Annotated in this window: 9 protein-coding genes; all 9 read right to left on the reverse strand. The window is 65.8% G+C overall.

Annotation, left to right across the window (positions count from 1 at the left end; translation table 11 throughout):
• Positions 1-2: 2 nt before the first annotated feature.
• Positions 3-374, reverse strand: a complete 372-nt coding sequence (gene rpsL / locus OG303_RS21260) for a 30S ribosomal protein S12 (protein ID WP_003948652.1) — start codon at positions 372-374, stop codon at positions 3-5.
• Positions 375-681: 307 nt separating this feature from the next.
• Positions 682-1,311 (reverse strand): DUF1707 and DUF4190 domain-containing protein, encoded by a 630-nt coding sequence (locus OG303_RS21265; protein ID WP_405870081.1) that lies wholly within the window; start codon positions 1,309-1,311, stop codon positions 682-684.
• Between the two features lie 180 nt (positions 1,312-1,491).
• The gene (locus OG303_RS21270; protein ID WP_405870082.1) at positions 1,492-2,163 is read right to left on the reverse strand and encodes a hypothetical protein; all 672 of its coding nucleotides are present in this window, start codon (positions 2,161-2,163) and stop codon (positions 1,492-1,494) included.
• A 380-nt stretch (positions 2,164-2,543) separates the two neighbouring features.
• Complete coding sequence (locus OG303_RS21275; protein WP_405870084.1) at positions 2,544-6,443, reverse strand: DNA-directed RNA polymerase subunit beta'; 3,900 nt, start codon at positions 6,441-6,443, stop codon at positions 2,544-2,546.
• Positions 6,444-6,543: 100 nt separating this feature from the next.
• On the reverse strand, positions 6,544-10,029 hold the full coding sequence (rpoB, locus tag OG303_RS21280) for a DNA-directed RNA polymerase subunit beta (RefSeq protein ID WP_405870085.1): 3,486 nt from the start codon (positions 10,027-10,029) through the stop codon (positions 6,544-6,546).
• A 614-nt stretch (positions 10,030-10,643) separates the two neighbouring features.
• Entirely contained in the window at positions 10,644-11,030 is a 387-nt protein-coding gene (rplL, locus tag OG303_RS21285; protein WP_405870086.1) for a 50S ribosomal protein L7/L12, read from the reverse strand.
• A gap of 117 nt (positions 11,031-11,147) precedes the next feature.
• Complete coding sequence (gene rplJ, locus OG303_RS21290) at positions 11,148-11,678, reverse strand: 50S ribosomal protein L10 (RefSeq protein ID WP_405870088.1); 531 nt, start codon at positions 11,676-11,678, stop codon at positions 11,148-11,150.
• 334 nt (positions 11,679-12,012) lie between these two features.
• Complete coding sequence (locus OG303_RS21295; RefSeq protein WP_405870089.1) at positions 12,013-12,924, reverse strand: hypothetical protein; 912 nt, start codon at positions 12,922-12,924, stop codon at positions 12,013-12,015.
• Between the two features lie 142 nt (positions 12,925-13,066).
• Positions 13,067-13,792: a 50S ribosomal protein L1 gene (gene rplA, locus OG303_RS21300; protein ID WP_405870091.1), complete on the reverse strand. Its 726-nt coding sequence runs from the start codon at positions 13,790-13,792 to the stop codon at positions 13,067-13,069.
• Between the last annotated feature and the right edge of the window lie 58 nt (positions 13,793-13,850).

The following is a 13,850-nucleotide window of genomic DNA, read 5'->3' on the forward strand; positions in this document are numbered from 1 at the left end:
TTCTACTTCTCCTTCTTGGCGCCGTAGCGGCTGCGGGCCTGCTTGCGGTTCTTCACACCCTGGGTGTCAAGGGAACCGCGGATGATCTTGTAGCGAACACCCGGCAGGTCCTTCACACGGCCACCACGCACGAGCACGATGGAGTGCTCCTGCAGGTTGTGTCCCTCACCCGGAATGTAAGCGGTGACCTCGATCCCGCTGGTCAGACGCACACGCGCGACCTTACGCAGGGCCGAGTTCGGCTTCTTCGGGGTGGTCGTGAACACACGCGTGCAGACGCCACGACGCTGAGGGGAACCCTCGAGTGCGGGCGTCTTGTTCTTCTCGACCTTGTCCTGCCGGCCCTTCCGGACCAGCTGCTGGATCGTAGGCACTACTTCTCCGGTTTCTGTGTGCCGAATGGTGAAGCTAACCTGGAACGTCGCCGACCCACGCGGTCGGGTGTGTCGAATCCGGCAGACTCTCGCCGCGAAGCGAAAAGGGCGCAGATTACGGTGGCCAGTGACGGCTCGCTATGCGGTTGAAGGCACGCACGAGAGCCAGGGCACACCCCAGGCACAAGGTCTGAGCGTACCTACCTCATTCGCTGCGGTCAAAACAAATGGGCTGCGCCCGCCTCGCTGCACCGTGCATGTCAAGACCATGCACCGTAGTGATCTTCGATCCGGCACGGCAGAGCCGTCAGCCGGAGGCGAGGGCCACGGCGAACAGCAGCGTGAGCACCAGTGCCCATCCGGCGGTCGACAGCCAGCCGAGCACCAGTCCGGTCAGGGCGAGCCCGTCCCCGCCCTCTCCGGTCCGCTGCATCTCGTTGCGCGCCGCGTGCCCCAGGATGACCGCCGGGATGCCGGTGAGCCCCATGGTCGGCAGACACAGCAGCCCGCAGACGGCAGCCCCGATCGCCTTGGCGTTCGTCTGCCGCCGCGGCTCGGGCAGAAAGGTCAGCGGCACGGCCGTGATCGCCGCCGGCTGCGGTACGGGGCCGGTGGGCAGGTCGGCGACGAGCAACGCCAGCTCCCCCACGGTCCGCGCCGCGTAGGCGCGCTCCACACGCTGGTCGAACTCCGCCTTCTCCAGCCGCCCCTCCCCGTACCCCGCTCTGAGCACGTCCACTGCGCGTTCGCGGTCGGCGTGGGAGGCGAGCATGGAGGGGGCGCCGTGCGTCACCCCGGGCTGCGGGGCCGGGGCACCGGCCCCCTGCCAGGGCTGCGGCACGCGCCCGTCCCTCCAGGCCTGCGGGAAGCCACCAGCGCCCGCACCCGGCCGCGACTCGTCCTTGCCCTGCCACGGTTGCCACGACGGTTGCGACACGGAAGCACCCCCTGGGAGGTCGAATACCTCCATGATGCTCCAACTCCCTGAAAACGGGACAGGTTCCCACACCTCTTACAGGACACGGCCTGCCCCGCCCTGAGCACCTCGCGGCCGGCCACGGCAGCTCTGTCCCGTACCCGCCCTTGAGGCCCTTTGGCAGGATGGGCGTCCACTGTGTTACTGACGAATCCACGGAACCTCACCGATGGTCCGACCGCGATACTCGCCCGGGAAGATAAAGCGGATCAGGAGCGCGTCCTCTTCCGCGTCCAGCCGGGCGAGGCCCTCCACCATCGCTCGACAGGACTTCTCGTACTCGCCGTTCAGAAGTCCCTCGGGATTGGGTTCCTCCGACACACTGCCGCCGGTGATGCGGCAACGCTGAATTATGTGCTCCTCGATATTGGAGACATAGACGGTGGCCAGGGCCTCGCCAACATTCGAGAGAATGCCGTTGACCTCATCAATGGACGGATCCGAGGTCATGTTTCCGAGCAGCGGGATGATGCGGTCGGTGGTGTGCAGTTCACGCACGTACTCATACCTGTCCGACGCGGTCAGGAAATGTCGGTTCACGCTCGTCTGGTCCAGATTGGCGTGGGTGCTCTCATTCACGTTCGTGATGTCGAGCTGCCTGCGGCAGAACTCGCCGTACAGGTGGTCGATACGCTGCTGCAGATCCTCCACGACGGGAGCCGCTTCCAGGGCGGCGACCAGGCTCTCCGGGGTCAGCCCGGCGGGCGGTTCGGCTGGCACGTGACGGCCAAACAGCAGGCCGAGGAACCGAAGGGGTGTCTCGGCCTGCGCCATGAGGAGTTTGAAGACGAGATGCTCCAGCAGATTGTCCATACGCGGGTCGACAATCAGCGCGATACGCGGCCGGAACGCCCCTACGTACGTCAGATTCCGGCAGGGACCCACCCTCAGATAGGCCCCCGTGGTCCCACTCGTGGGCCGCGCCACGACACCACATCGTTGTACGCGACCTCATTGGTGACGAAACAGTCCAGCGTGTAGTTGCTCGCCGGCACGGAAGCTTCGAGCGATCGTGACATAACACTGCCGAAAAGATTCTCCGCCATACATGGCCCCCTTTAGGCAAAAGGAGAATATGAAGCGGACGGAATTTTCCTCTATCCGAAAAATGCGGCAGAATGCGCGCGCTCCGGATGGCCGAAGGGCGGCCACCCTCCTAGGGTGACCGCCCTTCGCTACTTCAGACGTACGCCTTACTGGTTGTACGGCCCGTAGTCGTAGTCCTCCAGCGGAACGGCCTGGCCGGAGCCCGTGCCGAACGGCGAGTAGTCGATGTCGTCGTAGCCGACGGCCGAGTACATCGCGGCCTTGGCCTCCTCGGTCGGCTCGACCCGGATGTTGCGGTAGCGGGACAAGCCCGTACCGGCCGGGATGAGCTTACCGATGATGACGTTCTCCTTGAGGCCGATGAGGCTGTCGGACTTGGCGTTGATCGCCGCATCCGTCAGGACTCGGGTCGTCTCCTGGAAGGACGCCGCCGACAGCCACGACTCCGTGGCCAGCGAGGCCTTGGTGATACCCATGAGCTGCGGACGACCGGAGGCCGGGTGACCGCCCTCCTGGACCACACGACGGTTCTCGGTCTCGAACTTCGAGCGCTCGACCAGCTCGCCGGGCAGCAGCTCGGCGTCGCCGGACTCGATGATCGTCACGCGGCGGAGCATCTGCCGGATGATGATCTCGATGTGCTTGTCGTGGATCGACACACCCTGCGAGTTGTAGACCTTCTGGACCTCGCCGACCAGGTGGACCTGGACGGCACGCTGACCCAGAATGCGCAGCACGTCGTGCGGGTTGGTGGCACCCACCGTGAGCTTCTGGCCCACCTCGACGTGCTCGCCCTCGCTGACCAGGAGTCGGGCACGCTTCGAGATCGGGAACGCCGTCTCGTCGCTGCCGTCGTCCGGGGTGACGACGATCTTCTTGGTCTTCTCGGTCTCCTCGATCCGCACGCGGCCGTTGGCCTCGGAGATCGGGGCGACACCCTTCGGCGTACGAGCCTCGAAGAGCTCGACGACACGGGGCAGACCCTGGGTGATGTCGTCACCGGCCACACCACCGGTGTGGAAGGTACGCATCGTCAGCTGGGTACCTGGCTCACCGATGGACTGGGCGGCGATGATGCCGACCGCCTCACCGATGTCGACCAGCTTGCCGGTGGCCAGCGAGCGGCCGTAGCAGAAGGCGCAGGTGCCGACCTGGGACTCGCAGGTCAGGATCGAACGGGTCTTGACCTCCTCGACACCGTGGTGCACCAGCTGGTCGATGAGCACGTCGCCCAGGTCCACGTTGGCCGGCGCGATCACCTTGCCGTCGATGACGACGTCCTCGGCGAGCATGCGGGCGTAGACGCTGGTCTCGACGTCGTCCGTCTTGCGCAGCACGCCGTCGGCGCCGCGCGTGGCGATCTTCAGCTTCAGACCGCGCTCGGTGCCGCAGTCCTCCTCGCGGATGATGACGTCCTGCGAGACGTCCACCAGACGACGGGTCAGGTAACCCGAGTCGGCGGTACGCAGGGCGGTGTCCGCCAGACCCTTACGGGCACCGTGCGTGGAGATGAAGTACTCCAGCACGGACAGACCCTCACGGAACGACGCCTTGATGGGACGCGGAATCGTCTCGTTCTTGGCGTTGGACACCAGACCACGCATACCGGCGATCTGACGCATCTGCATCATGTTTCCTCGGGCACCCGAGTCAACCATCATGAAGATGGGGTTCGTCTTGGGGAAGTTCGCGTTCATGGCCTCGGCAACCTCGTTGGTCGCCTTGGTCCAGATCGCGATGAGCTCCTGAGTGCGCTCTTCCTTGGTGATCAGACCGCGCTCGTACTGCTTCTGGACCTTCTCGTCCTGCGCCTCGTAGCCCTTGACGATCTCCTTCTTCGCCTCGGGAACGACGATGTCGGAGATGGCCACGGTGACGCCGGAGCGGGTGCCCCAGTAGAAGCCGGCCGCCTTCAGGTTGTCGAGCGTCGCCGCCACGATGACCTTGGGGTAGCGCTCCGCCAGGTCGTTGACGATCTCGCCGAGCTGCTTCTTGCCCACCGAGTAGTCGACGAACGGGTAGTCCTCGGGCAGCAGCTCGTTGAAGAGCGCGCGGCCCAGGGTCGTCTTCAGGCGGAAGGTGTCACCCTGCTGCCACTCCGGCTCGCCCTCTTCGCGGGCCGGCGGGGTCCAGCCGCGCGGCGGGATGGTGCCCACCGGGAAGCGGATGTCGACGGCCGACTGAAGCGCGAGCTCGCCGGCGTCGAACGCCATGGTCGCCTCGGCCGTGGAGCCGAACGCGCGGCCCTCGCCCTTGACGTCCCGCAGCTCACCGTCGGTGGTGAGGAAGAACAGACCGAGGACCATGTCCTGGGTCGGCATCGTCACCGGACGGCCGTCGGCGGGCTTGAGGATGTTGTTCGAGGACAGCATCAGGATGCGGGCCTCGGCCTGCGCCTCCGCGGACAGCGGAAGGTGTACGGCCATCTGGTCGCCGTCGAAGTCCGCGTTGAACGCGGTGCAGACGAGCGGGTGGATCTGGATGGCCTTGCCCTCGACCAGCTGCGGCTCGAAGGCCTGGATGCCGAGGCGGTGCAGGGTGGGCGCACGGTTCAGCAGCACCGGGTGCTCGGCGATGACCTCTTCGAGGACGTCGTACACGACGGTGCGGCCGCGCTCCACCATGCGCTTGGCGCTCTTGATGTTCTGCGCGTGGTTCAGGTCGACCAGGCGCTTCATCACGAACGGCTTGAAGAGCTCCAGCGCCATCGCCTTCGGCAGACCGCACTGGTGCAGCTTCAGCTGCGGACCGACGACGATCACGGAACGCGCGGAGTAGTCCACACGCTTGCCGAGCAGGTTCTGACGGAATCGACCCTGCTTGCCCTTCAGCATGTCGCTGAGGGACTTCAGCGGGCGGTTACCGGGACCGGTGACCGGACGGCCACGACGACCGTTGTCGAACAGCGCGTCGACGGCCTCCTGGAGCATGCGCTTCTCGTTGTTCACGATGATCTCGGGCGCGCCGAGGTCGAGAAGCCGCTTCAGTCGGTTGTTCCGGTTGATCACACGGCGGTACAGGTCGTTCAGGTCGGAGGTCGCGAAGCGGCCACCGTCCAGCTGCACCATCGGGCGAAGGTCCGGCGGGATGACCGGGACGCAGTCGAGAACCATGCCCTTGGGGCTGTTGGAGGTCTGCAGGAACGCAGACACGACCTTCAGCCGCTTCAGCGCACGGGTCTTCTTCTGGCCCTTGCCGGTACGGATGATCTCGCGGAGGCGCTCGGCCTCCTCGTCCAGGTCGAAGGACTCCAGGCGCTTCTGCAGCGCCGCGGCACCCATCGAACCGTCGAAGTACGTGCCGAAGCGGTCACGCAGCTCGCGGTAGAGGAGCTCGTCGCCCTCGAGGTCCTGGACCTTGAGGTTCTTGAACCGGGTCCACACCTCGTCGAGACGGTCGATCTCGCGCTGCGCACGGTCGCGCAGCTGCTTCATCTCACGCTCGGCACCTTCGCGCACCTTGCGGCGTACGTCGGCCTTGGCGCCCTCGGCCTCGAGCTCGGCCAGGTCGGTCTCGAGCTTCTTGGCGCGGGCCTCCAGGTCGGAGTCGCGACGGTTCTCGACCTGCTGACGCTCGACGGAGACGTGCGCCTCCAGCGAGGGCAGGTCACGCGTACGGCGCTCGTCGTCGACGTACGTGATCATGTACGCCGCGAAGTAGATGACCTTCTCGAGGTCCTTGGGAGCCAGGTCGAGCAGGTAGCCCAGCCGCGACGGGACGCCCTTGAAGTACCAGATGTGGGTGACGGGAGCGGCCAGCTCGATGTGGCCCATCCGCTCACGACGCACCTTGGCGCGAGTGACCTCGACGCCGCAGCGCTCACAGATGATGCCCTTGAACCGGACACGCTTGTACTTGCCGCAGTAGCACTCCCAGTCCCGGGTCGGACCGAAGATCTTCTCGCAGAAGAGTCCGTCCTTTTCGGGCTTGAGCGTGCGGTAGTTGATCGTCTCGGGCTTCTTGACCTCGCCGTGGCTCCACTGACGGATGTCGTCAGCGGTGGCCAGACCGATCCGGAGCTCGTCGAAGAAGTTGACGTCGAGCACTATGCGTCAATCCCTCTCAGGGTTGTAAGTCTTAGGGGTCTGATACGGGGGTCCAGGGGCCGGCCGGAGTTCCTCACCAGGTCCTCCGGCCGGACTCCCGTCAGACCTCTTCGACGCTGCTCGGCTCGCGCCGGGACAGGTCGATGCCGAGCTCCTCCGCAGCGCGGAAGACATCCTCGTCGGTGTCACGCATCTCGATGGACATACCGTCGCTGGACAGCACCTCCACGTTCAGGCAGAGAGACTGCATCTCCTTGATGAGCACCTTGAAGGACTCGGGGATGCCGGGCTCAGGGATGTTCTCGCCCTTGACGATGGCCTCGTAGACCTTCACGCGGCCGGTGACGTCGTCGGACTTGATGGTCAGCAGCTCCTGGAGGGCGTACGCGGCGCCGTATGCCTCCAGCGCCCACACCTCCATCTCGCCGAACCGCTGGCCACCGAACTGGGCCTTACCACCCAGCGGCTGCTGGGTGATCATCGAGTACGGGCCGGTCGACCGGGCGTGCAGCTTGTCGTCGACCAGGTGGTGCAGCTTCAGGATGTACATGTAGCCGACCGAGATCGGGGCCGGGAACGGCTCACCGCTACGGCCGTCGAACAGCCGCGCCTTACCGGTCGGGAGCACCATGCGCTCGCCGTCGCGGTTCGGGATGGTGTGCTGCAGCAGACCCGCGAGCTCGTCCTCGCGCGCACCGTCGAAGACGGGGGTCGCGACGTTCGTGCCCGGGTCGACCTGGTCGGCGCCGATGACCTGCAGGCGCTGTGCCCACTCGTCGGCGAGACCGGAGACGTCCCAGCCGCGGCTGGCGAGCCAGCCGAGGTGGATCTCCAGCACCTGTCCCGGGTTCATTCGGGACGGCACACCCAGCGGGTTGAGAATGATGTCGACCGGAGTTCCGTCCTCGAGGAACGGCATGTCCTCGATGGGCAGGATCTTCGAGATGACGCCCTTGTTGCCGTGACGGCCGGCGAGCTTGTCACCGTCCGTGATCTTGCGCTTCTGCGCCACGTAGACACGAACCAGCTGGTTCACGCCCGGCGGCAGCTCGTCGCCCTCCTCACGGTCGAAGACGCGGACGCCGATGACCTTGCCGATCTCGCCGTGCGGCACCTTCAGCGAGGTGTCACGGACCTCACGGGCCTTCTCACCGAAGATCGCGCGCAGCAGGCGCTCCTCCGGCGTCAGCTCGGTCTCGCCCTTGGGCGTGACCTTGCCGACGAGGATGTCACCGGCGACGACCTCGGCACCGATCCGGATGATGCCGCGCTCGTCGAGGTCGGCGAGGACCTCCTCGGAGACGTTCGGGATGTCCCGGGTGATCTCCTCGGGGCCGAGCTTGGTGTCACGGGCGTCGACCTCGTGCTCCTCGATGTGGATCGAGGAGAGGACGTCGTCCTGTACGAGGCGCTGCGACAGGATGATCGCGTCCTCGTAGTTGTGACCCTCCCACGGCATGAACGCCACGAGCAGGTTCTTGCCCAGCGCCATCTCGCCGTTCTGGGTGGCCGGACCGTCGGCGAGCACCTGGCTCGTGATGATCCGGTCGCCCTCGTTGACGATGACCTTCTGGTTGACCGAGGTGCCCTGGTTGGACCGGGAGAACTTGGCCAGGCGGTACGTGATGTACGTGCCGTCGTCGTTGGCGGTGGTGATGTAGTCCGCGGAGACCTCCTGGACCACACCGTCCTTCTCGGCCTTGACCACGTCGCCGGCGTCGACCGCGGAGCGGTACTCCATGCCGGTGCCGACGAGCGGGGACTCGGACTTGATGAGCGGCACGGCCTGACGCATCATGTTCGCGCCCATGAGGGCACGGTTGGCGTCGTCGTGCTCGAGGAACGGGATCATGGCGGTCGCGACCGACACCATCTGGCGCGGCGAGACGTCCATGTAGTCCACGTCGTCACCGGCGACGTAGTCGACCTCACCGCCACGGCGACGGACGAGGACGCGGTTCTCGGCGAACCGCATGTCGTCCGAGAGCGTGGCGTTGGCCTGCGCGATGACGAAGCGGTCCTCCTCGTCGGCCGTCAGGTAGTCGACCTCGTCGGTGACCTGACCCTCGACGACCTTGCGGTACGGCGTCTCGACGAAGCCGAACGCGTTGACGCGGCCGTACGAGGCCAGCGAGCCGATCAGACCGATGTTCGGGCCTTCAGGGGTCTCGATCGGACACATGCGGCCGTAGTGCGAGGGGTGCACGTCACGGACCTCGAAGCCGGCCCGCTCACGGGAGAGACCACCCGGGCCAAGAGCCGACAGACGGCGCTTGTGGGTGAGACCCGACAGCGGGTTGTTCTGGTCCATGAACTGCGACAGCTGGCTGGTGCCGAAGAACTCCTTGATGGAGGCGACGACCGGCCGGATGTTGATCAAAGTCTGCGGCGTGATCGCCTCGACGTCCTGAGTCGTCATGCGCTCACGGACGACGCGCTCCATACGAGCCAGACCCGTACGGACCTGGTTCTGGATGAGCTCGCCGACGCTACGCAGACGACGGTTGCCGAAGTGGTCGATGTCGTCGGTCTCGACAACGATCGTCTGACCGTTGTCCGCGGCCGTCTCGGTCTCGCCCGCGTGCAGCTTCACCAGGTACTTGATCGTCGAAATGACGTCCTCGACGGTCAGGATGCCCGCGTCGAGCGGAGCCTCCGCGCCCAGCTTCTTGTTGACCTTGTAGCGGCCGACCTTCGCGAGGTCGTAGCGCTTCGGGTTGAAGTAGAGGTTCTCGAGCAGGGTCTGCGCGGCCTCACGCGTCGGGGGCTCGCCCGGACGCAGCTTGCGATAGATGTCGAGCAGCGCGTCGTCCTGTCCCTGGGTGTGGTCCTTCTCCAGGGTGGCGCGCATGGACTCGTACTCGCCGAACTCCTCCAGGATCTGCTCGGTCGTCCAGCCGAGAGCCTTGAGCAGAACGGTGACGGACTGCTTGCGCTTGCGGTCGATGCGGACACCGACCATGTCGCGCTTGTCGATCTCCATCTCCAACCAGGCACCCCGGGACGGGATGATCTTGGCCGAGAAGATGTCCTTGTCGGACGTCTTGTCGATGGAGGAGTCGAAGTAGACACCGGGCGAGCGGACGAGCTGCGACACCACGACACGCTCGGTGCCGTTGATGACGAAGGTGCCCTTGTGGGTCATGAGCGGGAAGTCGCCCATGAAGACCGTCTGGGACTTGATCTCGCCGGTCTCGTTGTTGGTGAACTCAGCCGTCACGAAGAGCGGAGCGGCGTACGTGAAGTCGCGCTCCTTGCACTCGTCGATGCTGTTCTTCGGCGGCTCGAAACGGTGGTCGCGGAACGTCAGCGACATCGACCCGGAGAAGTCCTCGATCGGAGAGATCTCCTCGAAGATCTCCTCCAGACCGGACTTGGTGGGGACGTCCTGACCGGACTCGAGAGCCGCCTCGACCCGACTCTGCCAGGCGGTGTTCCCGAGCAGCCAGTCAAAGCTCTCGGTCTGCAGCGCGAGCAGGTTGGGAACCTCGAGGGGCTCCTTGATCTTTGCAAAGGAGATGCGCAGCGGGGCGGTGCTGGCGCCGTTGTTCGTATTCGCGGTCGAGGCAGTGCGCGAGGCGGCCAAGAGGGGGTCCTTCCGAGGGCTCGGACTCACTACGCGCGTACCGGTCCCTCTCATGCGCACAGAGACAGCACTCCCCGAATTAGCCAAAAGGCCAGGTCAGGGACGTTCTGATCGTCGGTGCGAAAGCGAGGGCATGCCCCTGGTGACGGGCAGGGGACAGCTAACAGGCAGCGCAAAGGGTCAGTGTAGCCACTCGGCACACTGATGTCCAGCCCCGGTTTTTTGAGACCCTCGTTGTTCTCAACACCTGCAGCAAGCCCACGCCCTCAATGCACGTTGATACTGCCCTCTTCGTCGCCGATCCATGCCTCGGATTCGGATCCTTGTGACGACGCGTCCTGAGAATTGCGCGCTGCGTGCGGTTCGTCAAGGCCCCTCTTGCCCAAACCGGGTGCTGCCATCGTCACTTGCAGCCTGCACCGGGGGCTCTCGGAGGCACGACGAAGATCACCATACTCTCCGCGAACCCGGGTGCAAGGCAGCCGCCACACGGTCCCTCGGAACGCCGAAGAGCGACCACCCGGATGGATGATCGCTCTTCGGTGCGTCAGCGTTACAGCCCTCTGCGAGCAGCTGTGTCAGCTAGCAAGGGAGTCCTGCGGGACTCCGTGGGGTCACTTGACCTCGACGGAGGCGCCGGCGCCCTTGAGGGACTCGGCGGCCTTCTCGGCGGCGTCCTTGGCGACCTTCTCGAGAACGGGCTTCGGGGCGCCGTCCACGAGGTCCTTGGCCTCCTTCAGACCCAGGGAGGTCAGCTCACGCACGACCTTGATGACCTGGATCTTCTTCTCGCCGGCACCCGTGAGGATGACGTCGAACTCGTCCTGCTCCTCAGCGGCCTCGGCCGGGGCGGCGGGACCGGCGGGGCCGGCAACGGCGACCGCGGCGGCGGCGGTGACGTCGAACTTCTCCTCGAACGCCTTCACGAACTCGGAGAGTTCGATGAGGGTGAGGGACTCGAACTGCGCGAGCAGCTCTTCCTGGGACAGCTTCGTCGCCATGTTGGGCGATCCTTCCAATTAATCGGCTGGTGCCGGGATGTACATGTCGGCGGGCGTACGTTCGGCCCGCGTCGACCACCGCCGCGTCATGCGGCCGCGGTCAATGTGCGAGCCGAATTACTCGGCACCGCCCTGCTCGGCCTGCTTGGCACGAAGCGCCTCCGCGGTGCGGACGAACTTCGAGGGAAGCGCCTGGAAGACCTGGGCAGTCTGCGTCTGCTTGGCCTTGAAGGCACCCGCCAGCTTGCTGAGCAGAACCTCGCGGGACTCGAGGTCCGCAAGCTTCTTGATCTCGTCGGCGGACAGCGCCTTGCCGTCAAGGACACCGCCCTTGATGACGAGGTTCGGGTTGTCCTTGGCGAAGTCACGAAGACCCTTCGCCGACGTCACCGGGTCACCGGTGATGAAGGCGACCGCCGTCGGACCGTTGAACAGGTCGTCGAGCGTCGAGATCCCGGCCTCGTTGGCCGCGATCTTGGTCAGCGTGTTCTTCACCACGGCGTACTGGGCGTCTTCACCGAGCGAACGACGCAGCGTCTTGAGCTGCGCCACGGTGAGACCCCGGTACTCGGTCAGCACAGCGGCGTTCGAGCTACGGAACTGGTCCGCGAGCTCGGCTACCGCGGCAGCCTTGTCGGGCCTTGCCATAAGCGTGGCCTCCTTCCGGGTGATGAGGACCGCTCAGAAGGAGACTGGGAAAACGAAACGCCCCGGCGCAGGCGCACGGGGCGTGGCTCGACCGGAATTCCTACAAGAGGAGTCCTGGGAGCTCATCCACAGTCACCTGCGCGGGTCGTCCGCCGTTCAGCGGATCCTTCGGCCACCGCACCCTCCAGGAGCGCACGGCAACGACCAGCGGTCTTTGGCTTCTCCAGGAGGGTACGCGACCGGATCGCCGTCAAGCAAATCCGCCCGTACGGTGCTCAGCCGCGGCTCTCCTTCCGCGGCTCACGCAGGCATTCTCGGTCGAAACCGCACGGCTTCAGGACGTCGTACCGGTCCCGCCCTGCTTCTTCAGCAGCGCCTTGAAGTCCTCGGTGTCGCTCGCCGCGGGCTTGGTGGCGGAGACCTTCACGCCGTAGTCGCTGTAGTACGCGGTCTGGGTGTATTCGCCGGCCGACATCTGGCCCTTCTCGATCTTCTTGACCAGGAGGTCCTGGTCGTTGACCCAGATATCGACGGTCTCCGTGGTGACACCGGCCTGGGTGAGCTGCTTCTTCAGGCCGGCGAGCTGGCTCGCGGTGAGGTTGGAGTTCTTGCCGGCGAGGTCGGCGACGTCCACCGTGCCCGCGTAGTGCGTGGTGTTCACGCCGCGCACCTTCTCGGTGCCGACCTTCTTGACGTCCCCGGAGGCCAGCAGGAGCTTCACCGACTGGTTGGGGGTCGTGTTCTGCATCTGGTCCTTGAGGTAGGCGCCGGAGCTGCCGCCGAGGTCGGCCAGATCGTCGTAGCCGTACCGGATCCAGTGCTTGCCGCCCGCCTGCTCGGCGAACTTCTCGCCCATCTTCGCGTAGTAGGCGTCCGGCAGATAGCGGGCCTCCATCGACGTGGTGCCGAGCTGGCGCATGGTGTCCGCCATGGTGCCGCCGGTGTACGTGATGGTGAGATTGCCGGTGAGGCCGTCGGCCCAGCCGAGCGCGCCGTCGGCCTTCATGGACATCAGGGAGCCCATGGCGGTCGTGGACTCGACCTTGGCGGAGTCGGCGCCGTCGGTGGACTTCTCGGCGGTGCGCAGGGCCGCTATGGGACTGACGTGCGTCGCGCCCTTGCCGGACGCCTTGTCGTCCTTGCCGGAGCCCCCGGAGGAGCCCGAGGAACTGCAGGCGGCCACCCCGGACAGCGCGGTCACCGCCGCGATCGAGAGGCCCACGCGACGCACGGTCGTGCTCTTCATTCGTCCCCACCCCTAAGCAGTTGCTGTGCCCGCACGCTAACGCAGGGCACTGACACATGTACCAGGAACAGGGACGGGCCCCGCACCTCGAAAGGTTGCGGGGCCCGCGTCAAGAACGCGTACGCGCGGCTGTCGTCCTGGATCAGACGGCGGCCGGGTCCTCCTCGACGAGGAGGTTGCGGGTGCGGTTGGAGTCGACCGGAATGCCGGGGCCGATCGTGGTGCTGATCGCGGCCTTCTTGATGTAGCGACCCTTGGCGGCGGACGGCTTCAGACGGAGGATCTCCTCCAGGGCCGCGCCGTAGTTCTCCACCAGCTGGGTGTCGTCGAAGGACACCTTGCCGATGATGAAGTGCAGATTCGAGTGCTTGTCGACACGGAACTCGATCTTGCCGCCCTTGATCTCGGTCACGGCCTTGGCCACGTCCGGGGTCACGGTGCCGGTCTTCGGGTTCGGCATCAGACCACGGGGACCGAGCACGCGGCCGAGGCGGCCGACCTTGCCCATGAGGTCCGGGGTGGCGACGACGGCGTCGAAGTCCAGGCGGCCCTTCGAGACCTCGTCGATGAGCTCGTCGGAGCCGACGATGTCGGCGCCCGCGGCAGTCGCGGCCTCGGCACGGTCACCGGTCGCGAAGACCAGGACCCGGGCGGTCTTACCGGTGCCGTGCGGAAGGTTCACGGTGCCACGGACCATCTGGTCGGCCTTGCGCGGGTCGACACCCAGACGGAAGGCGACCTCGACGGTGCCGTCGAACTTGGTCGTGGAGGTCTCCTTGGCGAGACGGACGGCCTCGAGCGGGGCGTAGAGCTTGTCCCGGTCGATCTTCTCGTCCGCAGCGCGGAGAGACTTGCTGCGCTTGCTCACTGTTTCTCCTGGTGAGTCTTAGGAGTCGTGGTTCGGACCGAGCAGGCCCTACCACTAC

Source organism: Streptomyces sp. NBC_00005 (genome assembly GCF_045160215.1).
Taxonomy (GTDB): Bacteria; Actinomycetota; Actinomycetes; order Streptomycetales; family Streptomycetaceae; genus Streptomyces.

Bases quoted from the DNA above. Each gene is read 5' to 3' on its own strand.
- OG303_RS21295 (WP_405870089.1), bottom strand. From the start codon at position 12,924: ATGAAGAGCACGACCGTGCGTCGCGTGGGCCTCTCGATCGCGGCGGTG.
- OG303_RS21270 (WP_405870082.1), bottom strand. From the start codon at position 2,163: ATGGACAATCTGCTGGAGCATCTCGTCTTCAAACTCCTCATGGCGCAG.
- rplL (WP_405870086.1), bottom strand. From the start codon at position 11,030: ATGGCGACGAAGCTGTCCCAGGAAGAGCTGCTCGCGCAGTTCGAGTCC.
- rplJ (WP_405870088.1), bottom strand. From the start codon at position 11,678: ATGGCAAGGCCCGACAAGGCTGCCGCGGTAGCCGAGCTCGCGGACCAG.